General features: G+C 71.4%; 24 protein-coding genes. 6 read left to right on the top strand and 18 right to left on the bottom strand.

Features of this window, described 5'->3' with window-relative positions; genetic code table 11:
* Nucleotides 1–82: 82 nt before the first annotated feature.
* Complete coding sequence (locus ACQP1N_RS03960) at nt 83–1,075, bottom strand: winged helix-turn-helix transcriptional regulator (RefSeq protein ID WP_067792735.1); 993 nt, start codon at nt 1,073–1,075, stop codon at nt 83–85.
* A gap of 620 nt (nt 1,076–1,695) precedes the next feature.
* Here ACQP1N_RS03960 and ACQP1N_RS03955 point away from each other — a divergent pair.
* Genes ACQP1N_RS03955 through ACQP1N_RS03945 form a run of 3 tightly spaced genes read left to right on the top strand, consistent with a single transcriptional unit; the run spans nt 1,696 to nt 4,341 of the window.
* Nucleotides 1,696–2,421: a peptidoglycan-binding domain-containing protein gene (locus tag ACQP1N_RS03955; protein ID WP_433229154.1), complete on the top strand. Its 726-nt coding sequence runs from the start codon at nt 1,696–1,698 to the stop codon at nt 2,419–2,421.
* Nucleotides 2,422–2,476: 55 nt separating this feature from the next.
* Nucleotides 2,477–3,364: a peptidase inhibitor family I36 protein gene (locus ACQP1N_RS03950; RefSeq protein ID WP_433229153.1), complete on the top strand. Its 888-nt coding sequence runs from the start codon at nt 2,477–2,479 to the stop codon at nt 3,362–3,364.
* Nucleotides 3,365–3,399: 35 nt separating this feature from the next.
* Entirely contained in the window at nt 3,400–4,341 is a 942-nt protein-coding gene (locus ACQP1N_RS03945) for a SpoIID/LytB domain-containing protein (RefSeq protein ID WP_433229151.1), read from the top strand.
* A 54-nt stretch (nt 4,342–4,395) separates the two neighbouring features.
* Here the strand turns inward: ACQP1N_RS03945 and ACQP1N_RS03940 are convergent, their stop codons facing one another.
* From ACQP1N_RS03940 to ACQP1N_RS03920, 5 genes are all read right to left on the bottom strand, one after another.
* Nucleotides 4,396–5,448 (bottom strand): NBR1-Ig-like domain-containing protein, encoded by a 1,053-nt coding sequence (locus ACQP1N_RS03940; RefSeq protein ID WP_433232568.1) that lies wholly within the window; start codon nt 5,446–5,448, stop codon nt 4,396–4,398.
* 328 nt (nt 5,449–5,776) lie between these two features.
* Entirely contained in the window at nt 5,777–6,274 is a 498-nt protein-coding gene (locus ACQP1N_RS03935) for a nitroreductase family deazaflavin-dependent oxidoreductase (RefSeq protein ID WP_433229149.1), read from the bottom strand.
* Between the two features lie 3 nt (nt 6,275–6,277).
* The gene (locus ACQP1N_RS03930; RefSeq protein WP_131732306.1) at nt 6,278–6,403 is read right to left on the bottom strand and encodes an NAD(P)-binding protein; all 126 of its coding nucleotides are present in this window, start codon (nt 6,401–6,403) and stop codon (nt 6,278–6,280) included.
* Nucleotides 6,400–6,993 carry a TetR/AcrR family transcriptional regulator gene (locus ACQP1N_RS03925; protein ID WP_433229146.1) on the bottom strand — a complete coding sequence of 198 codons (594 nt, stop codon included), beginning with the start codon at nt 6,991–6,993 and terminating at the stop codon, nt 6,400–6,402. Before ACQP1N_RS03925 ends, ACQP1N_RS03930 begins: the two co-directional genes overlap by 4 nt.
* Nucleotides 6,994–7,161: 168 nt before the next feature.
* On the bottom strand, nt 7,162–7,761 hold the full coding sequence (locus tag ACQP1N_RS03920; protein ID WP_433229144.1) for a class I SAM-dependent methyltransferase: 600 nt from the start codon (nt 7,759–7,761) through the stop codon (nt 7,162–7,164).
* 208 nt (nt 7,762–7,969) lie between these two features.
* Here ACQP1N_RS03920 and ACQP1N_RS03915 point away from each other — a divergent pair, with 208 nt between their 5' ends.
* Nucleotides 7,970–8,692 (top strand): PIG-L deacetylase family protein, encoded by a 723-nt coding sequence (locus ACQP1N_RS03915; protein WP_433229142.1) that lies wholly within the window; start codon nt 7,970–7,972, stop codon nt 8,690–8,692.
* 25 nt (nt 8,693–8,717) lie between these two features.
* Nucleotides 8,718–9,107: a DUF302 domain-containing protein gene (locus ACQP1N_RS03910; RefSeq protein ID WP_433229140.1), complete on the top strand. Its 390-nt coding sequence runs from the start codon at nt 8,718–8,720 to the stop codon at nt 9,105–9,107.
* Nucleotides 9,108–9,255: 148 nt separating this feature from the next.
* Here the strand turns inward: ACQP1N_RS03910 and ACQP1N_RS03905 are convergent, their stop codons facing one another.
* The 5 genes from ACQP1N_RS03905 to ACQP1N_RS03885 all read right to left on the bottom strand — a co-directional run bounded on the left by ACQP1N_RS03905 (nt 9,256) and on the right by ACQP1N_RS03885 (nt 14,470).
* Nucleotides 9,256–9,582: a rhodanese-like domain-containing protein gene (locus tag ACQP1N_RS03905; RefSeq protein WP_174548894.1), complete on the bottom strand. Its 327-nt coding sequence runs from the start codon at nt 9,580–9,582 to the stop codon at nt 9,256–9,258.
* Between the two features lie 195 nt (nt 9,583–9,777).
* The gene (locus ACQP1N_RS03900; protein ID WP_433229138.1) at nt 9,778–11,502 is read right to left on the bottom strand and encodes an aminotransferase class V-fold PLP-dependent enzyme; all 1,725 of its coding nucleotides are present in this window, start codon (nt 11,500–11,502) and stop codon (nt 9,778–9,780) included.
* Nucleotides 11,503–11,733: 231 nt separating this feature from the next.
* On the bottom strand, nt 11,734–12,276 hold the full coding sequence (locus ACQP1N_RS03895) for a WD40/YVTN/BNR-like repeat-containing protein (RefSeq protein ID WP_433229136.1): 543 nt from the start codon (nt 12,274–12,276) through the stop codon (nt 11,734–11,736).
* Between the two features lie 12 nt (nt 12,277–12,288).
* On the bottom strand, nt 12,289–13,842 hold the full coding sequence (locus ACQP1N_RS03890; RefSeq protein WP_433229134.1) for a multicopper oxidase family protein: 1,554 nt from the start codon (nt 13,840–13,842) through the stop codon (nt 12,289–12,291).
* A 127-nt stretch (nt 13,843–13,969) separates the two neighbouring features.
* Nucleotides 13,970–14,470, bottom strand: coding sequence for a hypothetical protein (locus ACQP1N_RS03885; RefSeq protein WP_433229133.1), 501 nt, complete (start codon nt 14,468–14,470; stop codon nt 13,970–13,972).
* A 256-nt stretch (nt 14,471–14,726) separates the two neighbouring features.
* Between ACQP1N_RS03885 and ACQP1N_RS03880 the strand changes: the two genes are divergently transcribed.
* On the top strand, nt 14,727–15,101 hold the full coding sequence (locus ACQP1N_RS03880; protein WP_242608579.1) for a helix-turn-helix transcriptional regulator: 375 nt from the start codon (nt 14,727–14,729) through the stop codon (nt 15,099–15,101).
* 143 nt (nt 15,102–15,244) lie between these two features.
* On the opposite strand, the gene ACQP1N_RS03875 is transcribed toward ACQP1N_RS03880, so the two are convergent.
* The 7 genes from ACQP1N_RS03875 to ACQP1N_RS03845 all read right to left on the bottom strand — a co-directional run bounded on the left by ACQP1N_RS03875 (nt 15,245) and on the right by ACQP1N_RS03845 (nt 22,315).
* Nucleotides 15,245–15,790 (bottom strand): HAD domain-containing protein, encoded by a 546-nt coding sequence (locus ACQP1N_RS03875; RefSeq protein WP_433229131.1) that lies wholly within the window; start codon nt 15,788–15,790, stop codon nt 15,245–15,247.
* A 62-nt stretch (nt 15,791–15,852) separates the two neighbouring features.
* Nucleotides 15,853–16,545 (bottom strand): putative N-acetylmannosamine-6-phosphate 2-epimerase, encoded by a 693-nt coding sequence (locus tag ACQP1N_RS03870; protein WP_067804542.1) that lies wholly within the window; start codon nt 16,543–16,545, stop codon nt 15,853–15,855.
* A complete protein-coding gene (locus ACQP1N_RS03865) occupies nt 16,542–17,396 on the bottom strand; it encodes an ROK family protein (protein ID WP_433229129.1) in 855 nt (284 codons plus the stop codon). Before ACQP1N_RS03865 ends, ACQP1N_RS03870 begins: the two co-directional genes overlap by 4 nt.
* Complete coding sequence (locus ACQP1N_RS03860) at nt 17,393–18,379, bottom strand: dihydrodipicolinate synthase family protein (RefSeq protein WP_433229127.1); 987 nt, start codon at nt 18,377–18,379, stop codon at nt 17,393–17,395. Before ACQP1N_RS03860 ends, ACQP1N_RS03865 begins: the two co-directional genes overlap by 4 nt.
* Entirely contained in the window at nt 18,376–19,392 is a 1,017-nt protein-coding gene (locus tag ACQP1N_RS03855) for an oligopeptide/dipeptide ABC transporter ATP-binding protein (protein WP_067804536.1), read from the bottom strand. The genes ACQP1N_RS03860 and ACQP1N_RS03855 overlap by 4 nt, the downstream gene beginning before the upstream one ends.
* A complete protein-coding gene (locus ACQP1N_RS03850; protein ID WP_433229125.1) occupies nt 19,389–21,359 on the bottom strand; it encodes a dipeptide/oligopeptide/nickel ABC transporter permease/ATP-binding protein in 1,971 nt (656 codons plus the stop codon). The genes ACQP1N_RS03855 and ACQP1N_RS03850 overlap by 4 nt, the downstream gene beginning before the upstream one ends.
* On the bottom strand, nt 21,356–22,315 hold the full coding sequence (locus ACQP1N_RS03845; protein ID WP_067804526.1) for an ABC transporter permease: 960 nt from the start codon (nt 22,313–22,315) through the stop codon (nt 21,356–21,358). Before ACQP1N_RS03845 ends, ACQP1N_RS03850 begins: the two co-directional genes overlap by 4 nt.
* Nucleotides 22,316–22,325: the final 10 nt, after the last annotated feature.

Here is a 22,325-nt window from a genome sequence, read left to right as displayed (position 1 = left end):
CTCCCGATGCGATGACTTACTACTATAAGCAAAGTCAGCGGGGAAGGGCGCGGAGAGACCGGGCACCGGCCCGATGTCGCTGTCAGCCGGTCGCGGCGGCCCCTTCGACGTCACGCCGGGGCAGCCGCTGGATCAGCCCGCCCGCACCGGCGACGGCGAAGGTCACGGACGTGCGTTCCAGTGCCTTCCCGCACGAGCGGCAGCGCAGGTAAGGCCGGAAGGGCTCACCGCATGCCCGGTGCACGATCCGCAGGTCGGTGCCGGGCGGGCCGGTGTACCAGCGTTGCGCCCAGTCGACGAGGAAGGCGAAGACGTCGAAGAAGGCGATGCCCTTGTCGGTGAGCCGATAGCTCGACCGGCGGCCCTGTCCCCCGCCGGCGGTGAGCACGCCCAGCTCGGTGAAACGGCGCAGCCGGCTGGACAGGACCGAAGGCGCCACACCCAGGCCGGACTGGAGATCAACGAACCGCTGCACCCCCAGCAGCGCCGCGGCGAGCAGGACCGTGCCCCACCGGTCCCCCAGCAGCTCGAAGGTCTCAGGGAAGTACGACAGGGGATCGTCTTCCCCTTTGACGCGCACGGTCTTGCGATGCAAACGCGGCACCGCGACTTGCGCGAACGTCGCGGCACCGCGTTCGGTGACGGTGTCGCGCGCGGTGACGGGGGCCAGTCCGCAGGACGTGCAGCCGATCTCGACATCGGTGCGCTCGCCGCAGGTCTCATGGATCAGTTCGGGCAGCCCGGCCCGGCGCGGCACCCAGGCGCGCTCCCAGGACCAGACCGCCACCAGCAGCGGCCACAGCTCCCTGGCCTGCTCGGTGAGCAGGTACTCGGTGCGGGTGCGGCCTTCCTCCCGGTAGGGAGACGGCGAGAGCAGTCCGCCCGCGACGAGTTCCTTGAGCCGGTTGGCCAGCACGGATTCGGACACCCCCAGCTCGTCCCGCCAGTCGGCGAAACGGCGGACGCGCAGGAGAAAGGCCCGCTGCAGGATCAGCAGGGTCCACTGATCACCGATCGCCAGCAGCGCCTGCCCGATGGCGCTGGGCTGCGCTCCCGGAGCCGCCCGGCCCGCCATGGGATCACCCTTCCCTTCTCCCACCACTCCGCAATGCTACTTCGGACCCTGGTTGCTCCCGGTCCCCAGCCGCACTATGCGATCAGTGCCCGGCCTGGTCCGGCCCGGAGAAGAGGCGGACTGCGCCACGCCTCCGGCGAAAGGCAGTGAACTGTTCACCGCCTTTCGCCGGCCAGAAGCGTCACGAAGATCTGCCTTCCAGGCGTGGGACGTCCATGGGCACTTCACTTATCGGGAGGGCCATCGGGATAATTCTCTTCCTCGCAGCCGAGATCACGTCGGCTTGAAAGACTTCACCGAACCGCGGGCTTCAAAGCGCCATCCTGCGCGGTTGCGGGCCGCGCGTCCCGCTCGCACCTGTCAGACCGCGTGTCCGCCTGTCAGGAAGTGCCTGGCGAACAGGCTGACAACATCGATCTCCTTGTGGACGCGCGGGCAATCCGTGACTGTGGACTCCGCCGCGGGCTTCGTTCCCAATCGCCCGCAATCAGGAGACAAGGATGAAACTTTCCTCATATGCCGCTGCCCTCGCGGTGACCACCCTGCTCACTTCCCTGACCGGAGCATCCGGAATGTCGGCGGCACAGGCGGCCGGCACCAAGGCTCTTCCAAGCGTGAATATGGAAGCCGCAGTGAAGGCGGCCCAGATCGACCCGCGGCGGTCTGACAGCACGCTGACCCCGGGCGCAAAAGCCAGCGTGCTCCTCATTGAGCGGGCGCTGCGCGACCGGCACCTGCTCGACGCGAAGTGGGTGGACGGGTACTTCGGCACCACAACGGTCGCCGCCTACACGAAGTACCAGAAGTCGCTCGGCTACACCGGTGTCGCCGCCAACGGCCTGCCGGGCAAGGCGTCGCTCGCCAAACTCGGCGCCGGGCGCTTCACGGTCACCCACACCATCGGCCCGGGGACCCGGGTGTCCACCGGCGGGTTCGTCATCAACACCCGCACGCGGAGCATGCTGGCCGAGGCGAAGCGGCTGCTCGGCCGCAACCTCGTGCTGGAGCAGGGCTCGTACAACCCCGGCGGCGACCCCACGTCCGCGGGCACCCACGACGGCGGCGGCGTCGTCGACATCTCGGTCAAGGGGATGAACTCCGCCACCCGCACCGCGACCGCCCGCGCGCTGCGCCAGGTCGGCTTCGCGGCATGGGTGCGCAGCCCCGCCCAAGGCAACTGGCCGTGGCACATCCACGCCGCCGCCATCAGCGACACCGACCTCTCCAGCCAGGCCCAGCACCAGGTCGGCGACTACTACCTCGGCCTGAACGGGCTCGCCGGACGCGGCCGGGACGACGGCCCGAAGGTGACCATCCGCACCTGGGAGGAGTACCAGCGCCGCTGACCCATCCGAACCCCAGGCTTCGCAGACAAGCTTCGCAACCAAAGGGAGACAAGGCATGAGCACGCTCAGCAAGATCCTCACCACGACGACCGCCGCCATCGCGATCGGCGGGGCGGCGGCCGCCCTCGCATCGCCCGCCTCGGCGGCCAGCCGCAACGGCGTGTGCGAGAGCGGCGAGTTCTGCTACTACTTCAACAGCAACAACCAGGGATCGCTCTCGGACTTCACCGGATCGGTCGCCGACTACGGCGCCGCCCAGCCCTCCTGCTACGACTTCAAGAGCGCGGGCGCCGGCAAGGGCAAGTGCGTCAAGAACAACGCCGCCTCGGTCTGGAACCGCAGCGGCAAGACCGTCCGCGTCTACTTCAACAGCAACTACGGCGGCAGGTACCAGGACTTCAAGCCCGGCACCAAGGGCAACCTCAACGCCGGCCTGAAGAACCAGAACGCCTCGCACCAGTTCGCGCCGTCTTCGCGCACGAACATGTCGTACGGGCTGTACAAGGCGAGCGGCGGCCGGATCACCTGCGGCTTCGACGGCTACACCACCACCCCCGGCCGGCACGAAGGCATCGACATCGCCCGCGGCGTCGGCTCGGACGTTCGCGCCCTGGTGAGCGGAAAGATCATCTACCTCGCCCGCGGGTACACCGGCAGGGCGGGGCTTTCCACGATCTCCATCTACAACGCCTCGCTGAACAAGACGGTGATCTACCTGCACTCCGCTCCGCGGTCCTCGCTGCGGGTGGGCCAGCAGATCAGCCGCGGCCAGATCATCGCCGACGAGTCGTGGCACGGGGTGTCGTCCAGCTCGTCCGCGCACACCCACGTCGAGATGCGCCTCGGACGGCAGACGCACGCGGCCAAGAGCGTCGGCGACCCGCACCTGGACAACCCGAACCCGACCTCGTTCTGGCAGTCCCAGGGCTACAACGTCCGATAGCGCGCCGCGACCCTGAGCAGAAGAGGAAGACAACTGTGTCGACACGAAATGTGCGGCTGATCTCGCGGCTCACCGCGGCGACCGCCGCGATGGCGCTCGGCGGGGCGGTCCTCATCCCGGCGTCGCCCGCCTCGGCGGCGAGCCGCAACGGCGTGTGCGAGAGCGGCGAGTTCTGCTACTACTTCAACAGCAACAACCAGGGATCGCTCTCGGACTTCACCGGATCGGTCGCCGACTACGGCGCCGCCCAGCCCTCCTGCTACGACTTCAAGAGCGCGGGCGCCGGCAAGGGCAAGTGCGTCAAGAACTCCGCCGCCTCGGTCTGGAACCGCAGCGGCAAGACCGTCCGCGTCTACTTCAACAGCAACTACGGCGGCAGGTACCAGGACTTCAAGCCCGGCACCAAGGGCAACCTCAACGCCGGCCTGAAGAACCAGAACGCCTCGCACAAGTACCTGAGCTCCGCGCCGGGCGGGTGCAAGACCGACGGCACGAACAGCAAACCGCCCACGACGATCCTGGTGTACCGGACGTCCCTCGGGCGCGTGGACCGGGTGTCGTTCAAGACCTACGTCAAGAACGTCCTGCCCAACGAATGGGTGCCGAGCTGGCCGAGGGAGTCCCTCAGGTCCGGGGCGATGGCCGTCAAGAGCTACGGCTGGTACTGGGCGCTGCACTCGACGCGCAAGACGTCGGGCGGCCAGTGCTTCGACGTCTACGACAGCACGTCGAGCCAGGTGTACAAGCCCGGCTCCGCGAAGGCGTCGACGAACGCCGCGGTGGACGCGACGTGGGGCACCAAGATGACCCGCGGCGGAAAGATCTTCCAGGCCCAGTACTGCTCCACGACGACGGCGTGCGGCGGGTGGGTCACCGGAGACTGGATGTCGCAGTACGGCTCTCGCGATAAGGCCAAGGCGGGCTGGAGCTACTCCAGGATCCTCAAGGCCTACTACAGCGGGATCGTTCTCTCCTAAACCCGCAGACCGTCCGGCCCCTGGTTCCCCGCCGTGCCCCTCCCCGGCGGGGAACTAGGGTCCCTCGACGATGATCTGGAAGTTGACCGGGCGGTTTCCGGGGAACGCGACCCTTCCCGAAGGGTCCACCATCTTGAACCGCACGTAGCACAGGCCCGGCTTCTTCGGCGTGGTGATGTCGGTCCGGATGTCGACCAGCCCGCCTGGCCGCGTGTCGTTGATCGGCACGTCGGAGATGGTCTGGCACTGATCGGCCTGCTGCGGGAGGTCGAGGCGGCGCAGCGAATACCCCTTCCACGGCACTTTCCCGACGTTCTTGAGCCGCCATACCTTGGTCACGGTCTTGCCCGCGCCGACGCGCGTGCAGTCGGGCAGCGTCATGTCCGCGATGAACGCGGCGGCATCGCCCTTGTGCATCGGCGGGGCCGACGCCGGGTTGGGCGCGTGCACCGGGCAGTCGGCCGGAGACGGCGCGGCCTCCGACAGGCTGCCGAAAGGCTTCGGACCGTCCCCGCCGGCCCCGGAGTCGCGATCGAGGGTGACCACGATGACGCCCACCGCGCCCACACCGATGGCCGCCGTCACCAGCGCGACCGCGACCGGGCGGGCCGGCCGGAATCGCCTCCGGCCCCCCGGCGCGGGGAGGGCCGGCTGGACGTCACCCGCGCTCTCGTCGGCGGGCGGTGGCGGCGGGGGCACGGATGCCGGGGTCTCGTCGGCCGGCCCGGGTGCTTGCGCCCCGATGGCGATGTGCACGGCCCGCCGTTCCGCGGTGCTCGTGGCGGAGGCCGCGGTTCCACCGGACGGGCGGGCCGCGGCGGTGTCCGCGGCGGTCGCGGGCTTTCCGGCACTCGCCGACCTGACCGCAAGGTTCGCTTTCTCCCAGCGTTCGCGATACGCGGCCGGGTCCGCACCACACGCCTTGACGAACTCGGCGGTGGTCCCCCAACTCGGGAGTCTGTTGCCCTTGGTGGCCTCATGTAACGTGGTGTGCGAGATCGCTCCCGACCGACCGGACATCTCCCGGAAAGGCGGGTTGCCAACCGATTCGCGCAGCTCCCGTAGAGCCGCCGCGAAGTCCGCGATCGCCTCCGCCTGTGCACGCATGTGGTCCACCGGCCGAAGCTAGCAGCCCCCGCGGTCTTTACTCAAGATCGAACCGATTTCGTCGGTCGGCCGGGCGAGACGGGTACTCCTGGGTGAGACATAGATCACCTGTATACGAGACAATCGCCTGAAGCGGCGTCCAATAGTGTCGGCCCGCGAGGGACAGTGCGTGATCAACAGGTGACCCTTCTCATTCTCGGGTGACTTTGCACTTTTGCGGGACGGCGACACCTTTGACGAGGTGGCCGGTTTTGCAGGGGCGGCAGCGGAGTTTCCAGAGGATTCACCGGCTTTCAAGCGGAGCGTTCGCCTGGTCTGCGGAGGCGTTTCAGGCCGCCGGTGTCCGGAGCGGAGTGGGCCGTGGCGTGAAACGCACGAAGGGGATGTGTCGTCCGACCTGGCGGTAGTCCTCAACGCTGCCGTCGACGGCGAAGCCCATGAGCTTGCACAGTTGCCGGGCGGCGACCGGGTGGCGGGGGGCGTACCGGGCCATGATCTCGGCGCCTTCGCCGGTCGCGATGGGGGCGGCGGTCGCCTGGATGCGCTTCCCGGCGATCTGGAGGGTGACCTCGGGGTTGGCCATGACGTTGCGGTACCAGTCCGCTCGGGGGCCGAATCCGGAGGCCGCCACGTAGCCGTGCCCGTCCTTCTGGACGACCTCGATGACGACCTGGCGCGGCCGGCCGGAGACGCGGCCGGTGTGCGTGAGCAGCATGATGCGACGTCCCAGCAACGGCCCCAGCCCCATGCGGTACAACCGGATGGGCAGCCGCCACAGCAGGCGGCGCAGGCCGGTCGGCGGGGCGGGCCTGTCGATGATCTCCATGGTTCAGTCCTCCTTGGCGAGGTCGGGGCTTTGCGGGGCACGCTCTACGACCACCGGTCGGAGGCCGCGGCGCCGCAGCCGGTACGCCGGCGTGAGCCCCGCGACTCCGCCGCCGATGAGGCCCCTCACGCCCCTCCCTCCAGCAGATCCCCCACCGCGCCCAGGGCGTCGCCGACCGGAAGAGCACCGTCGATCATGTAGTGCAGCATCAGCCCGTCGATCGACGCGGCGATCAGGGTGGCCACTCCGGCCGGCCGTGCCGACGGCCAGCCGGGATGCAACTGCCGAAGACGGTCCGCGATCTGGGTGCGGGCCAGGCGAAGCTCATCGCGCAGCACCTCGCCCAGGGCAGGATCGCGCATCGCACCCACGATCAGCTCGGCGGCCAGCCGGGCCGCCTGCTCGTCGTCCGGGGGCCGGGCCAGCAGGCTCCGCATCGTTTCCAGCGCCGCCCGCTCGTCCGGTGCCCCCAGGAGTTCGGTGGCCAGGGGCCCGATGATGAGCTCCGTAGCCCGCCGGAAGATCGCCGCGTGCAGCCCGGCCAGGCCGCCGAAGTGATAGTGGATCAAGCCCGGGTTGGTGCCGGCGCGTTCGGCCACGGCACGCGTGGAGACGCCCGGCCACCCCTCCCTGCCCAGCAACGCGATTCCGGCGTCCACCAGTTGCCGCCGGCGGCGATCGCCGCGCGATGAAGTTGGCCGATCGACCAAATTGGTCATACGAGCAAGTTAGCACAGAAGGCGCGGGCGTGTCGGCGCAGACCCTCGTCGACCACTTCGACGGCAAGGACGGGCTCGCCGATGCCGCCGGACATCGTCCTCAAATAGGGCTCATGCACGGTCCAAACCGTGCAGGAGCATCCCGGTTCCGGGCATCGGCGAGGTGACTCACTCGCGGCGGGCGAGCAGAAACGCGTCGATCGCGGTCCGGGTCCGCCCGTCGGCGCTGACCTCGCGCGACCGCGGCTCGGCTCGCACGGTCCGCAGCCCGAGGCCGTCGATGTCGGACACCGCATCGTCCGCGGTGTACAGGACGGCGGGGTCCTGCGGGCCGCCGACGCCATGCGCCAGGTTGTCGCTGTCGTGCGCCACGACCAGCAGCAGCCCGCCGGGGGCGACCGCGTCCGCCGCCGCACGCAGCACCCGGCGCCGCAACTCCTCGCCGGCCTGCAGGTAGGCGACGATCACCAGGTCGTAGCCGCGCCGGGCCGGGACGTACTCGCCGAGATCCGCCTCGACCAGGTCGAGGCGGTCGGCGGATTCGGCGAGCCGGCGCACGGCGAGGGATCGGGCGCGGTCCAGCGCGACGGCGGAGAAATCAACCGCCGTGACCGACCATCCCCGCTCGGCCAGCCACAATGCGTTGCGCCCCTCACCGGCCGCCAGATCCAGCGCACGGCCGGCGGGCAGTCCCGCCGCTACCTCCTCGACCCACCGGTTCGGCCCGCCGACCAGACCAGATCCCTCCCGGCGTACAGGCGGTCCCACTCGGCACTGTCCACAATCGATCTCCGTTCGGTTGCTGCCGGACGACCTTCGAGGTGACCGGAATCCGGCCGTCTCAGGGCCAGGGTAAGGAACGACCTCACTGGGTCGGGGCCGCCCTGCCGCGAGGCCGGACAGCCGCTCTTTCTGGGATCACCCCTTTCGACATATACCCGTGGGGGTATGCTGAAGGGAGAGCAGGGGAGGAGCCATGGGGCCAAGCGAGCAGAGCTTTTTCGACGGCGTCGGCGCCGTTGTGGCGGTGGTGGCGCACCCGGACGACGAGAGCTTCGGCCTCGGCGCACTCCTGGATCATCTGACCGCCCGGGGAGCCGAGGCCGCGGTGCTCTGCTTCACCCGCGGCGAGGCGTCCACCCTCGGCACGGCCACCGGGGACCTCGCCGAGATCCGGGCCGCGGAACTGGCCGCAGCGAGCGCGGTGCTGGGCGTCACCCGCACCGAGCTGCTCGGCTACCCGGACGGCCGGCTGGACCGGACGCCGCTGCGAGACCTGGTCGGGCAGGTGCGCCGGCTGGCCTTCGCAGTGCGCCCGAGCCATCTGCTGGCCTTCGACGTGGGTGGCATCACCGGCCATCCCGACCACGTTCACGCCACACGGGCGGCTCTGCTCGCAGGCCGTGAACTGGGACTGCCCGTGCTCGGGTGGACCGTGCCCGACCATGTCGCCAAAACCCTGAACACCGAATTCGGCACCGCCTTCGTCGGCCGTCCCGAGCTGCAGCTCGGACAGGCGCTCGCGGTCGACCGCACCCGGCAGCGCCGGGCGATCGCCTGCCACCGCAGCCAGGCCACCGCCAATCCGGTGCTGTACCGCCGCCTGGAACTGCAGGGCGGAACCGAGCATGTGCGCCTGCTGCGCGGTGCTGCGACCGACCTCGCCCGGGTGGGTAAGGGACGCGAAGACGGCACCTGACGTGGCCGTCTCAAGGAGGGGAATCATGAGTTACGCCATCACTGTCCGGCTGCACCGGCCGTTCGGCGAGACCGTCGGGCAGGTGCGCGCGGCCCTGAAGGACGAGGGCTTCGGCGTCCTGACCGAGATCGACGTGCAGGCCACCCTGCGCGAGAAGCTCGGCGAGACGATGGAGGACTACCTCATCCTCGGAGCCTGCAACCCGCCGCTCGCGCACCGGGCGCTCGGCGTCGACCGGCAGATCGGCCTGCTGCTGCCCTGCAACGTCGTCGTGCGCACCGACGGCGAGGACACCGTCGTGGAGGCCCTGGACCCGCAGGTCATGGTCTCGGTAAGCGACCGTCCCGGCCTGAAGCCGGTCGCCGACGAGGCAGCGAGGCGGCTCGTCGCCGCACTGGAGAAGCTGGAGTCCTGAACCATGCGGCCGGCCGGCCGCACTTACGGGGCGTGGGGAAGTTCGAGCCGGTAGTCGACGCCTACGAACGCGGCCTCGCCGCCGGTGCCGAAGTACCGGCGGCCAATCGGTACCGGGTGTCGATCGCCGGCCTCCCTCCCCCGCCTCGTCAAGCGGCGTTCTCGCGCAGGCCCCGCGCGACCGGGCCGCCGGCCCGGATCCACGCGCCGGTGCCTCCGGCCACGGAACGGGCGTCGATCCCCGCCTCCGCCATCCACCGGGCGGCGAGCAGGCTGCGGTTGCCGCTCGCACAGATCACATAAATCGTGCGGCGGTCCTTGAGCTCCGCCAGCCGAGCCCGGACCTCCCGCAGGGGAACCAGGCGGGCACCGGGCACATGACCGGCTGCGTACTCGTGCGGCTCCCTGACGTCCACCACCGGCGCGCCGTCCGCGTGCGCGGCGGCGAACGCCCGGATGTCCACTTCGCTGATCATCTCTCTCCTCCCATATACCCCTGGGGGTATCTGTCGTGCACAGTACTCGAAAGATGAGACCGATGCAAATACCCCAGGGGTGTATCAGGAGGACCGCTTCGGCGGCACGCGCACGCCGGTGCGCCGCCGGCACGGCGGAACGATGCGGCTGCGAACCTCAGCGGACCTCTGAGCAGGCGCGGTCACCAAGAGGCGTCAGCGGGTCAGGCACGTGGCGGGCAGCGGGAACCAGCGCAGCCGCTCGAAGTCCTCGGGAAGGCCCGGCGGCCGTGTGTCGACGTCGTCGGGCAGGGAGACCAGCAGGTCGCGGGCTTTGCACAGTTGTCCGGGCAGGACGTCCTCACCGGCTCGGACGTGCGCGACCGGGCAGACCAGCTCGCCGTTGGTTCCATAGTGCAGGTCGGCCAGCCGCAGGGGCGGTTCGACGGTGCCGCGACGGTGCCGCCACAGCCCGGTGCGCGGATCGAAGCGGTAGTCGGTGAGCAGCCGGTGCCCGTAGGTGGCGACGAGGTCGACGGCGTCGATGAGGTAGTCGCAGACGGCGTCGGAGATGAAGTAGTTGAAGTTGATACGCGTCCAGCCGGGCTTGACGCCCTCACAGCCATGCCTGACCTCCTCCCCCAGCGCGCGGGAGCGGGCGGCGTCGATGGCGAGCAGGCGGTGACCGTAGGGGCCGGCACACGAGCAGCCGCCGCGGGCCTGGACTCCGAACAGGTCGTTCAGCAGCGCGACGACGAAATTGTGATGCAGGTACAACTCACCGAACCGAATCCGCACCGACACGATCGACAGCCGCCGGGAGTGCCGGTCGCCGAGGATCTCGATGTTCGGGTTGCGCTGCCAGCGGTCCAGGGCCCGGCGCCAGAAGCGCTCCTCGCGCGCCTGGATGAGCCGGGTGCCCACGGCCTGCTTGAGCTGGAAGACCAGCCCGGCGCGGATCGACTCCACGATCGCCGGGGTGCCGCCCTCCTCGCGCGCCACCGGATCGTCCAGGTACCGGTGCCCGATCGGGTCGACGAACGCGACCGTGCCCCCTCCGGGGACCGTCGGCACCGCGTTGCGCACCAGGTCCCGCCGGACGACCAGCACCCCGGGTGTCTGGGGGCCGCCGGGGAACTTGTGCGGCGACAGGAAGACCGCGTCCTTGTGGTCGCCGCGGCCCGGCGCGGTCGCCGCCATCCGGATCGGTACATACGCCCCGGCCGCCGCGTAATCCCAGAACGACAGCGCGCCGTGCTCGTGCAGCAGCGCCGCGATCTCCTCGGTGCCGGTCAAGATGCCGGTCACGTTCGATGCCGCCGAGAAGCTGCCGATGAGCAGCGGACGGCCGGAGTACGCGACGAGCTTCTCGCGCAGGTCCCGGACGTCGATGTGCCCGTCCCCGTCCTCGCCGATGACGACGACGTCGGCGATCGACTCGCGCCACGGCAGCTCGTTCGAGTGGTGCTCGTAGGGCCCGACGAACACCACCGGCCGCTTCTCGGCGGGAATCCGGTCGCGCAGACCGTACCGGCGGTCCAGGCCGCCCGGGATCCGCAGCTCCAGGATGCCGATCAGCTTGTTGACCGCCGCGGTCGCTCCGGAGCCGCAGAAGATCACCAGGTCGTCCGGGCCGCCCCCGACGGCGTCGTGGATGATCCGGCGCGCGTCCTCGCGCAGCCTGGTCGTCTGCAGCCCCGTGCCGGAGCTCTCGGTATGGGTGTTGGCGTACCGGGGCAGCACCTGCCCGCGAACGAAGTCCTCGATGAAGTCCAGCGACCGGCCCGAGGCCGTGTAGTCGGCGTAGATGATCCGGCGCGGCCCGTACGGCCCGTCCAGGACCTCATCGTCTCCGATCACACCGTGCCGGATCCGCTCCAGCAGTGGCGAGGTCGGCGAGTCATCGCCGGCTCCAACGTGCTCGATCTCCTGGGGCACCACGCATTCAGCGTGCCTCCGCCCCGACCACCCCGCCATGGACCTTTGGTCCCGTGACCACAGGGCCTTCTTCCCCATCGTCGGCACGGTGCGGTCGGTCCGCTCCAGACGTCCGTCACGGCGTGGATGGCCTGTGCGCCCGCCTCCCCCTCGGGCCGATCTACTGGGACGGCAGCTCGGCCGAGGGTGCGGGAGTTCTTCCGCGGCGGCACCGACGCGTGCGGGGTGCCGTGATCAGCCGGCGTCGTAGCGGACGCCGAAGGTGCGCCCGCCGTCGTCACTGCGCCGGACGCCTTGCGCCTGGCCGTCGTAGACGTACAGGACCGGACCGGCCTGCTGGAGGGCGTGGAAATCGGCCTTGCCCACCTCGGATACCGAGGTCCAGGTGCGCCCTGCGTCGGTGGAACGGATCAGGCCCAGGTGGGGCGGAGCCCCCGTGGCCGCCTCGTCCGCCGCCGGGTGACCGCTGGCGAGGAACGTGCGCGGCCCGACGATGGCGAAACCCATCGTGTCCTGGCGGTTCTTCCCCACTCGGCTCGCCCGGTCCGGCGACTCGATCTTGAACACGCCGAAGTGGGCGCCCACGTAGATCGCGTTGTCGGCCGGGTCCATGGCGACACCATGGATGTGCCCGATTTCGGCCTCGGCGCCGGCGGGGTGCGCCGCGGACTCCTGTCCCGTCCCGGTGCCGCAGGCCGCGAGCAGGACGAACGAGACGGCGCCGACCGCCGCGCGGAAGGGCCCTTCCACCAGGACATTCAGAAAGCGTGCGTGCATGGGACGCTCCGTTCAGACCTGGTAGCCGAGCAGGGCCATCATCCCGCTCTCGGCGTGGTAGACGTTGTGGCAGTGGATCATCCAGCGGCCGGGATTGTCGGCGTCGAAATCGACGTCCAGGGACCGGTTCGCAAGCACGATCGCGGTGTCCTTGCGCACCCCCGTCGGCGCCACGGCGAAGGTATGGCCGTGCAGATGCATGGGGTGCCACATCATCGTCCGGTTGACGAACGACAGCCGCACTCGCTCGCCCGAGCGCACGGGATACAGGTCCTCCGGGTCGTACTTCCGCCCGTTGATGGCCCAGTCGTACTTCATCATTCCGCCGGTCAGTTCCAGGCGGACCGTCCGGTCCGGGCGTCGCCGCTTGAGCCGCGCGCTGTCGGCCGGCTGGAGGTCGCCGTATCCGACGATCTCGCGCCGCAGTTCGCCGGGGCGGACGCCGGCGGCCGGGGCCGCGGCGGCACCGCTGGTGCGGAGCAGCGCCCGAGCCGTCGCGTTCTTGCCTTCCGCCAGGGCGGTCAGCGGGAAGGCCCCGGACTCGACCGTCACGACGACGTCGTAACGCTCTCCCATTCCGAGCAGAAGCGCGTCCGTATCGACGGGCCGCACGGGGAAGCCATCGGCGTGGGTGACGGTCATCCGGTGCCCGCCGAGCGCCACGCGGAACGCGGTGTCGCCCGCGGCGTTGATGAGCCGGATCCTGACGCGGTCTCCGGGCTTGGCTCGGAAGGTCTCGGGCTCCTCGGCGATACGCCCGTTGACCAGGAAGTAGGGGTAGCGGACGTCTCCCGCGTCGCCGCCGAGCAACTCGCTCCGGGCGCCCATGAGCATGTGCCCGCCCATGCCGGACGAGCCGGGCTCCGGGGTCTCGCTCGGCCCGCCCATGTCCATGCCCGGCATGTTCGAATGGTGGCCGCCCATTCCCATGCCGCGTTTCAGTTCGGCCAGCACCTGATCCGGGTTTCCGGTCACGCCGTCCAGCCAGTCGTCGAGTACCACGACCCATTCGGCGTCGTAGGACAGCGGCTCCTTGGGGTCCTCGACGATCAGCGGCGCGTACAGTCCCCGGTCGAGCTGGGTTCCCGAGTGCGGATGGAACCAGTACGTGCCCGGGTGAGGGACCGCGAATTCGTACGTGAACTCGCCTCCCGCCCTGATGTCGGGCTGGGTGACGCCGGGAACGCCGTCGGCGTCGTTGTGCAATGCCAACCCGTGCCAGTGCACGGTCGTGCCGGCCGGAAGCCGGTTCGACACACGCGCGCGTATCACCTCGCCCGCCTTCACGCGGATCTCCGCGCCGGGGAGGCGCTGCCCGTACGTCCAGGTGCGGACGGTACGTCCTCCCAGGTCGACGGGGCCCTCGACGGGAGCCAGCCGGAAGTCGCGGACGGCGCCGCCGGCATGGCGGCGGGCGGCCTCGGCCTTGCGGACCTGCTCGCCGCCCGGTGCGATGAAGGCGGGCCTGCGCCCGCCGTCGCCGCAGGCGGACAGGGCGGCGCCGCCGGCCACCAGGAGCCCGGCGCGCAGAACGGAACGTCGATCGATCGGTTTCATGCTGGTCATGCCTCGCATTCGGTCATGCGGACGGATGGGAACGGGCATGACCGGGTGCGAGCCGACGCGACGAGGGCTCGTGGGAGAGGTCGGAGCGGGTCTCGCGGCGGTCGGTGGCACCCGGCCGAGCCGGCTCCTATATCCGCAGGACCACCATGCCGAGGAGGGGCGGCCCGAGGCCAGGCGGAGCGCGCAGGAGAGGCCGCGAGAAGGGGCGCGCCGCGCGGGTCCCGTTGCGTTGCGCCGCCCGGATCCTCACCGTCATGCGACGCAGCGCGATGAGGGCGCCGGCGGCGATCAGGACCGCCAGGCAGATGTCGGACGGGTCGACGAGCATTCCGGTATCGGCCCCGGCCATGTGGGAGACGACGCGTCCGGCGGCCGCGGACGAGACGCCCGGGAACGGCTTGTGCGCCGGCCGGTCCATCGGTTCGGCCACGTGACCGGCCGTCCCGTGCCCGGCGGACATGCTGAGGGTGCCGCGCGCGTGGTCGGCGGGATGCCCGAGGGTGTGCATCGCGACGATGCCGAGGAGCACCGCGCACAGGAGCAGCAGCCACGCGAGGGCATGCCGCGAAGCTCCCGGCCGGACGACTCCGACCGCCCGGGAGTGAACGGCACGTCCATGGGCGTACATCGGGACGAACGATAGTAGACGGCCGGATCACTCAGGCCGTGCTTCCCTGTCCGCGGACGCGGACCCCGGCTGGCTCCCGCTCGGCGCCCAGGCCACCAACCTCGTCGGCCAGAAGAACTTCACGCCGCCGTTCCCGACGTATCCGTCCGGACGCGATACCGAGGTCGGACGGCTCCACCAGCGGCCCCTGGTGCTGTGGGATGGTGGGTGTGTGACGTTGGAAGACCTCGTCCGGCTGCGCCGGGCCCGTGACCTGATGGACCGCGACTACGCGAAGCCGCTCGACGTCCCGGCGCTGGCACACGTCGCCCTCATGTCGCCGGGCCATTTCTCCCGCAGTTTCCGCGCCGCCTTCGGGGAGACGCCCTACAGCTACCTGATGACGCGCCGGATCGAGCGGGCCAAGGCGCTGCTGCGGCGGGGCGACCTGACGGTGACGGAGGTCTGCTTCGCGGTCGGCTGTACCTCGCTGGGGTCGTTCAGCTCGCGGTTCACCGAACTGGTCGGGGAGAGCCCGAGCTCGTACCGGGCCCGCCGCCATGACGAGGGCGCCGCCGTCCCGGCCTGCGTCGCCAAGATCCACACGCGGCCGATCAGGAACGGAGAAGCGAGATCCGCCTCCCGTCCGTAGCGTGAAACGCGTGGACATCGACCAGCCCTACGGCGTCCGCGACCCTTCCGGCAACATGCCGCGCTTCACCCAGCCCCGCAAACACTGAGCCTTGGTCCGGGAACCGGACGCTCCCCTATCGGCGAACCAAGGCAAGGGCGTGCTCATACTCGATGAGTTACGAGCCCATCTTGCGTTTCGCGCAACCAGTTCTCCAGGAGGAGATAGTCGGCGTCGTTCAGACCGTGCCGGGCATCAACGCGATGCAGCAGGGCCCGCCCTGAGTGATGAACCGACACCCAGGCCCGATCGACCTCGGTGATCTCGTCGTCAATCCAGGCGAAGGGGCGCCCAGCGGCCCACTCGACGAGGGCGCGGGTCTTCCAGTGCATCCCCCTTCGCTCGTCTTGGTCGTCCAACTCCGACGGCTCAGGCCAGACCACCACGGGCAACTCCGGCAGACCCAGGATCGGGCAGATCCACTCGTTCGCGTCCGCCATCCACGTCGTGGCCCAGACCAGCTCACATGCCAGCGCCCTCAGCCGAGGCCCATGCGCGGGATTGATCCTGGCCAGCAGCGGATGAGAATTCATCCCCGGCATTTGGGCGCGACCTGTTCGATAAGTCGGGTACCGCTGCGTCGCTCCGAAGGGGATGAGTGGCCCGTCGACATCAAGGAAGACCAGCGGAGATCGCGCAGAACCCGTCACAACCGCACGGTAGCGCGTCCTCACGATCAGGCGTAGATCTCAGGGGGCAGGCTGATTTTCCTTCAGGGGGGTGACAGGGCGGTGGTGAATTGCGCGGTGATCCATTGAGGGTCGGTTATCGCGGTTCCGACCACGACGCAGGTCGCGCCGGCCTGGATCGCGGACGCCGCCGCCGCGGGCGAGTGGTAGCGGCCCTCGGCGACGATCAGCGCATCCGGGAGCGCCTCGCGCAGCGCGTGGACGAGGTCCAGATCGGGGCCGTCGGGAGGGGGTCCGGGGAGGGTGTAGCCGGCGAGGGTGGTGGCGACGGCGTCGGCTCCCGCCTCGGCGGCGGCCACGCCCTCCTCCAGGGACGACACGTCGGCCATGAACAGCGCGCCGGCGTCATGGACGGCCTCGATCGACGCGGTGAGCGGGTGGCCGTCCGGGCGTGGACGGCGGGTGGCGTCGGCGGCCACCACCTGTGCCCCGGCCTCGGCGACGGCGCGGGCCGCCGTGACGGTGGGGGTGATGAACACCCCGCCCGTCCCGTCCTTGGTCAGCCCGATGACGGGGACGTCCACGGCAGCGGCGACGGCGGCCACGTCCGGGAGGCCGCCGACCCCGCCGCAGCGGATCGCGGCGGCGCCTCCCCCGGCGGCGGCGCGGGCCATCCGGACGAGGGTGGCCGTGTCGCGCAGCGGATGCCCCTCGCCGGCCTGGCAGGACACGATCAGCCGGCCGGCGACGGCCGCGGCGAAGGACTCGGGGGTCATCGGACGCTCCACTGAGACGTGCCGGCCTTGGCGAGAAGGGCCGCGCCGACGAGCGGCGCGTCCGTGCCGAGGCGGGCGGGGACGATCGGCGTCGCGCGCAGCGGCGGGAGCGCCTCGGCCTGGAACGCGGTGGTGACGGCGTCGATGAAGGGCGCACCGATCTGGGCGACGCCGCCGCCGAGCACGACGGCGTCCGGGTCCAGGACGCAGAGCAGTCCCGCGAGGGCGCGTCCCAGCACGGAACCGGCGTGCCGCGCGTCGCCGGTGGCCTCGATGGCCGGGCCGGAGACGACGGCCTCCAGATGGTCGCGTCTTCCGCAGCCGCACGGCACCGGCCCGCGTTCGGGGACGAGCAGGTGCGCGACCTCCCCGGCGGTGCCGTGGGCTCCGTGTTCGAGGCGCCCACCGGTGGTCAGCGCGCCGCCGACACCCGTCCCCACGGAGACGTGCAGGACGCGGTGGTACCCGCTTCCGGCTCCCGCCCTCGCTTCGCCGTTCGCCATGGCGCGCACGTCGTTGACCACTGCGACGGGCAGGCCGAGCCGGTGCGCCAGAACCTCCTTCACGGGCGTCCCCGCCCAGCCGGGGAGCACGTCGGTGGCGGAAACGACGCGGCCGGTCTCCGGATCGACGACGCCGGGCGCGCCGACTCCGACGGCCCGGACGCGGGCGGTGCCGAGACCTTCCAGCAGGCCGGCCGCCGCGGTGAGCACGGCGGCCCCGCCCCCGGCGGGCGTCGCCGTCCGGGCACGCAGCCGGACCGCTCCGTGCCCGTCCACCAGCGCTGCGGCGATCTTCGTCCCGCCGATGTCGAGCGCCGCGTACAGGTCCGCGCCGTCGCCGGTGGTCACAGCAGCCCGGCGGCGGCGAGCCGGTCGCGGACGAACCCGGTTTCCGCCGCGTCGAGCGGGACCTGCGGCGGTGCCGTCAGCGGGCAGTCGATGACGCCGAGGAGGTGCAGGGCCGTCTTGAACGCGCCGAGCGCGGACGAACCGCGCCCCATCCGGCCGGGGGAACCCGCGTTGACGATGTCGAAGAGCCGCAGCAGCCGTTCCTGCTCGGCCCGCGCCTCGTCCCACCGTCCGGCCCGGCAGTGCCGGTAGAGCCGGGCGTAGCCGGCCGGGTCGACATTGCCGAGGCCCGGCACGACGCCCTGGACGCCCATCGCGAACGCGGTGTCCACGGTCAGTTCCGATCCGGTCAGCACGCTGAACCCGGCCGCCTCGGCGTCCCGCAGCGCGAGCAGGAGAGTGCGCAGGCCGCCGTCGTCGCCGCTGGAGTCCTTCACGCCCGCGAGCACCCCCTCGGCCGCGAGCCGCACCAGCATCTGCCCGTCCAGCTTGGAGTGCACGGAGACCGGCAGGTCGTAGGCGTAGACGGGGACCGGGACGGCATCGGCGACCTGGCGCAGATGCGTTTCGATCTCCAGCGGGTGGGTGCGCGTGTAGAACGGCGCGGTCGTGACCACGCCGTCGCAGCCGGCCTCGGCCGCGATCCGGGCGTGCTCGATGACCCGCAGCGTGGTCATGTCGATGACCCCGCCGAGGACGGGCACCCGCCCCGCCACGTGCTTCACCACGGTGTCCAGGACGACGCGCCGGTGCGCGTCGGGCAGGAAGGCCACCTCGCTGGTGGAGCCGAGCACGAACAGCCCGTCCACGCCCGCGCCGAGGAGATGGTCGACGAGCCGTTCGAGGGACGGGACGTCCACCTCCAGAGCGGGGGTCAGCGGTGTGCAGACGGGCGGCACCACGCCGGTGAGCCCGCCGAGCCCCCACGGCGATGAAGCGGTGGACGCGGCGGAGGCGGTGCGGCCGGTGGGAGCGGGGTTCACGGGATCTCCTGCGAAACGGTGGACAGGGCGAGGTCGGACGGGTCGGTGACGGGATGCAGGCACCGGTACCGGTGCCCTTCCTCGGTGCCGGGTGTGAAGGCGGGCATGGCGTCGCCGCACTCGTCGGCGGCGCGCCAGCAGCGGGTGCGGAACGGGCATCCGCTGGGCGGGTGGACGGCCGAGGGGACGGGGCCGTCCAGGCGGATCGGCTCCATCGGTTCGAGCAGGCTCGGCGTCGCCGACAGCAGCGCCCGGGTGTAGGGGTGGCGCGTGTCGCCGCGCGCCACGACGGCGGCCGGCGATTCCTCGACGATCCGGCCGAGATACATGGTGACCACCCGGTCGGACATGCGGCGGACCGTCTGGATGTCGTGCGAGACGAACACCATGGCCAGGCCGAGCCGGGCCTTCAGGTCGAGCAGCAGGTTGAGGATCTGCGCCCGGACCGACACGTCCAGCGCCGAGGTCGGCTCGTCCGCGACGAGCAGCACCGGTTCCAGCGCGAGCGCGCGGGCGATCGCGACGCGCTGCCGCTGGCCGCCCGACAGCTGGCCGGGCAGCGCGCCGGCCAGCGGCGGCGGCAGCCCGACCAGCGACATCAGTTCCCGGACGCGCGCGTCGCGCTCGGCCGGCGTACCCCGGCGGTGCACATCGAGCGGGTCGCGCAGGATCGCGCGCACGGGCAGCCGCCGGTTGAGCGCCGTGGCCGGGTCCTGGAAGACCATGCCCACGGACGCGCCGAGCCGCGCGGCGCGTCCGCGGCGGCGCAGAGCGCCGAGGTCGTCCCCCTCGAACAGCACCGTGCCGGAGGTGGGGCGGGTCAGGCCGACGAGCACCTTCGCGAGGGTGGACTTGCCGCACCCCGACTCGCCGACGATCCCGACCGTCTCCCCGCGCCCGACCGTGAGATCGGCGCCGGTCAGTGCGTGCACCGCGGCGCGGCCGAACGGCCCGCCGCCGCGCACCGGCAACCGGACGTGCACGTCGCGCAGTTCCATGACGGGTGTGGTCATCGCGGTCCTCCCGCCTTGGCCGGAACCTGGTCGGACGGATCGGCGGGCTCGCCGATCGGGTGATGGCAGGCGAACGCGTGCCGGTGCGGATCGCCGGACGGCTCCGGGCGGGTCGCCGCGCACACCTGTGTCGCCGCCGCGCAGCGGTCGGCGAACCGGCAGCCCGCCGGGAAGCGCGCGGGCGACGGGACCACCCCGGGGATCTGCTCGGGACGGCTCCCGGTGGCCTCCAGCGACACGACCGCGCCGAGCAGCCCCCGGGCGTAGTGGTGCCGGGACGAGGCCACCAGCTCGGACGTGACCCCCGCCTCGGCGACCTGCCCGCCGTACATCACCACCACCCGGTCGGTGACGTCGGCGACGAGCGCCAGGTCGTGCGAGACGAGGATCAGCGCGAAGCCCAGTTCGGCGCGCAGCCGCAGCAGCAGCCGCATGACCGCGGCCTGGACGGTGACGTCCAGCGCGGTGGTCGGCTCGTCCGCGACGACGAGCCGCGGGTCCCGCGACAGCGCCATGGCGATCAGCACCCGCTGCCGCTGCCCGCCGGACAGTTCGTGCGGGTAGCTGCGCAGGGTCCGGTCCGGGTCGAGCCCGACGAGGTCGAGCAGCTCGGCCGGGGTCCGGGTGCCGCCGCGCCGGGTGAGCTGGCGGAGCTGGGCGCGGATCGTCATCGCCGGGTTGAGCGACGACAGCGCGTCCTGGTAGATCATCGCCATCTCGTGGCCGAGCAGCCGGCGCCGCTCCCGGGCGGGCATCGTGCGCAGGTCGCGGCCGTCGAACAGCAGCCGGCCGCCGACCCGGGCGGCGGCCGGTTCCAGCCCCATGATCGCCAGGCTGGTGAGGCTCTTGCCGCAGCCGCTCTCCCCGACCAGCCCGACCACCTCGCCGGGGCGGACGTCCAGGGACACCCGGTCGACCACGTCCAGGTCGCCGTAGCGCTCGGGGAAGCCGATGGTGAGGTCCTCGACGCGGAGCAGCGGTTCGCCCTGCGGGAGCGGGCGGGCCCGGTCCGCGAGCCGCCGTCCCGCCTCCCGCAGTCCGGCGACCGCCCGCGGTGACGCCGGCGCCGCAGGCACCGCGTGCCCACCGGCGCCGGTGCCGGGCTCGGCGTCCGTCTCGGTGTCGGTGCGGGTGGCGGGCGCCGCCCAGGCGTCCGATACGCCCTCGGACAGGATGTTCAGCACCAGCACCGTCACGAGGATGAACAGGCCGGGGAAGAACGTGGCCCACCAGCCGCCCGCCAGCACCAGCGACTTGCCGTAGGCGATGACGCTGCCCCACGACGGGGCCGGGTCCTGCACGCCCGCGCCGATGAACGACAGGCTCGCCTCGAACACGATGGCGTTGGCCACGACGATCGTGCAGAACACCAGGATCGGCGCCGCGCAGTTGATCGCGACGTGGCGGAGCAGGATGTGCCGGCGTCCCGCGCCGATCACCCGTTCCGCCGCGACGTAGTCCTCGCCGTACTGCGAGAGCACGTTCCCCCGTACCACCCGCGCGATCTGCGGGACGTAGAGGAACGCGATGGTGCAGATCAGCACCGGGAGGCTGGTGCCGAACACGGTGACGAGCACGGCGGCCAGCGCGACCGCCGGGAACGCCATGACCACGTCCAGGCAGCGCATCACGATCTCGTCGACGGCGCGGTGCGCGGTGGCGGCCAGGGCACCGAGCAGCGCCCCGGCGGCGAGGGCGAGCAGGGTCGCGCCGAGGCCGATCGCGAGGGACCAGCGCGCCCCGTACAGGACGCGGGCGAACACGTCCCGGCCGACCCGGTCGGTGCCGAACCAGTGCGCGCCGGACGGCCCCTGCCCGGCGATGCCGGTGGTCAGCGGATCGTGCTGGGCGATCAGCGGCGCGGCGAGCCCGGCCGCGACGATCAACAGCAGCACGCCCAGCGCGACCCGGGACGCGGGCGGCAGCCGCCGCAGCACCCGGCTCGTCGTGCGCACGGTCCCGCTCATCGGGTGGCTCCCCTCAGCCGCGGGTTCACGAACAGGTACAGCACGTCCACGAGCAGGTTGACCACCAGGAACGTCAGCGCGATGCCGAGCACCACGCCCTGCACGAGGGCCGGGTCGCCCGCCGTGACGCCCTGCATGATCAGGGTGCCGAGGCCGGGCAGCCCGAAGATCGCCTCGACCACGACCGCGCCGCTCAGCAGGTAGCCGATCTGCAGGCCGAGCACGGTCAGCGGGGTGATCAGCGCGTTGCGCAGGACGTTGCGGCCGACCACGACCACGCGCGGGAGCCCGCCGCCGATGGCGGTGCGCACGTAGTCGCGGTCGAGTTCCTCCACCATCGCGGTCCGCACCACCCGGGTCAGCAGCGACCCGACCGGGAAGGCGATCGCGATCGCGGGCAGGGTGAGGCTGCGCAGCCACCCGCTCGGCGAGTCGGCCGGGTTGACGTACCCGCCGGTCGGGAACCAGCCGAGCCGCAGCGCGAACTGCTGGATCAGCAGGATGCCGAGCCAGAACGACGGCATCGCGACGCCCGTCATGGACAGCACCCTGATCGCCTGGTCCGGCCAGCGGTCCCGGAACAGTGCCGCGGTGACGCCCAGGATCCCGGCGAACAGCACGCCGAGCAGCACCGCGAAGACGGTGAGCTGGAGCGTGAGCGGGAACGCCGTGCCGAGCGCGTCCGTGACGGGCCGGCTCGGCGGCGCGGTCACCCCGAGGTCGCCGCGCACCAGATCGGCCAGGAACCGGACGTAGCGGACCGGCAGCGGGTCGGTCAGCCCGTGCTCGACCGCGTAGGCGTGCCGTGCCTGCGGGGTGGCCCCCTCGCCGAGGGCGTTGTAGGCCGGATCGTTGGGTGAGAAGCGCAGGACGACGAAGACGAACAGCGTGATCCCCAGCACCATCGGCACGAGGGTCAGCAGCCGTCCCGCCGTCATGCGCAGGATCGTTGCCATGGGCGGCGTC

It is taken from the genome of Actinomadura formosensis (assembly GCF_050948385.1).
Classification (GTDB): Bacteria; Actinomycetota; Actinomycetes; order Streptosporangiales; family Streptosporangiaceae; genus Spirillospora; species Spirillospora formosensis.
This window is presented reverse-complemented; position numbering and strand designations above follow the sequence as displayed.

Bases quoted from the DNA above. Each gene is read 5' to 3' on its own strand.
- ACQP1N_RS03960 (WP_067792735.1), bottom strand. From the start codon at position 1,075: ATGGCGGGCCGGGCGGCTCCGGGAGCGCAGCCCAGCGCCATCGGGCAG.
- ACQP1N_RS03955 (WP_433229154.1), top strand. From the start codon at position 1,696: ATGGAAGCCGCAGTGAAGGCGGCCCAGATCGACCCGCGGCGGTCTGAC.
- ACQP1N_RS03950 (WP_433229153.1), top strand. From the start codon at position 2,477: ATGAGCACGCTCAGCAAGATCCTCACCACGACGACCGCCGCCATCGCG.
- ACQP1N_RS03940 (WP_433232568.1), bottom strand. From the start codon at position 5,448: ATGCGTGCACAGGCGGAGGCGATCGCGGACTTCGCGGCGGCTCTACGG.
- ACQP1N_RS03935 (WP_433229149.1), bottom strand. From the start codon at position 6,274: ATGGAGATCATCGACAGGCCCGCCCCGCCGACCGGCCTGCGCCGCCTG.
- ACQP1N_RS03925 (WP_433229146.1), bottom strand. From the start codon at position 6,993: ATGACCAATTTGGTCGATCGGCCAACTTCATCGCGCGGCGATCGCCGC.
- ACQP1N_RS03915 (WP_433229142.1), top strand. From the start codon at position 7,970: ATGGGGCCAAGCGAGCAGAGCTTTTTCGACGGCGTCGGCGCCGTTGTG.
- ACQP1N_RS03910 (WP_433229140.1), top strand. From the start codon at position 8,718: ATGAGTTACGCCATCACTGTCCGGCTGCACCGGCCGTTCGGCGAGACC.
- ACQP1N_RS03905 (WP_174548894.1), bottom strand. From the start codon at position 9,582: ATGATCAGCGAAGTGGACATCCGGGCGTTCGCCGCCGCGCACGCGGAC.
- ACQP1N_RS03895 (WP_433229136.1), bottom strand. From the start codon at position 12,276: ATGCACGCACGCTTTCTGAATGTCCTGGTGGAAGGGCCCTTCCGCGCG.
- ACQP1N_RS03890 (WP_433229134.1), bottom strand. From the start codon at position 13,842: ATGACCAGCATGAAACCGATCGATCGACGTTCCGTTCTGCGCGCCGGG.
- ACQP1N_RS03885 (WP_433229133.1), bottom strand. From the start codon at position 14,470: ATGTACGCCCATGGACGTGCCGTTCACTCCCGGGCGGTCGGAGTCGTC.
- ACQP1N_RS03880 (WP_242608579.1), top strand. From the start codon at position 14,727: ATGGACCGCGACTACGCGAAGCCGCTCGACGTCCCGGCGCTGGCACAC.
- ACQP1N_RS03870 (WP_067804542.1), bottom strand. From the start codon at position 16,545: ATGACCCCCGAGTCCTTCGCCGCGGCCGTCGCCGGCCGGCTGATCGTG.
- ACQP1N_RS03855 (WP_067804536.1), bottom strand. From the start codon at position 19,392: ATGACCACACCCGTCATGGAACTGCGCGACGTGCACGTCCGGTTGCCG.
- ACQP1N_RS03850 (WP_433229125.1), bottom strand. From the start codon at position 21,359: ATGAGCGGGACCGTGCGCACGACGAGCCGGGTGCTGCGGCGGCTGCCG.
- ACQP1N_RS03845 (WP_067804526.1), bottom strand. From the start codon at position 22,315: ATGGCAACGATCCTGCGCATGACGGCGGGACGGCTGCTGACCCTCGTG.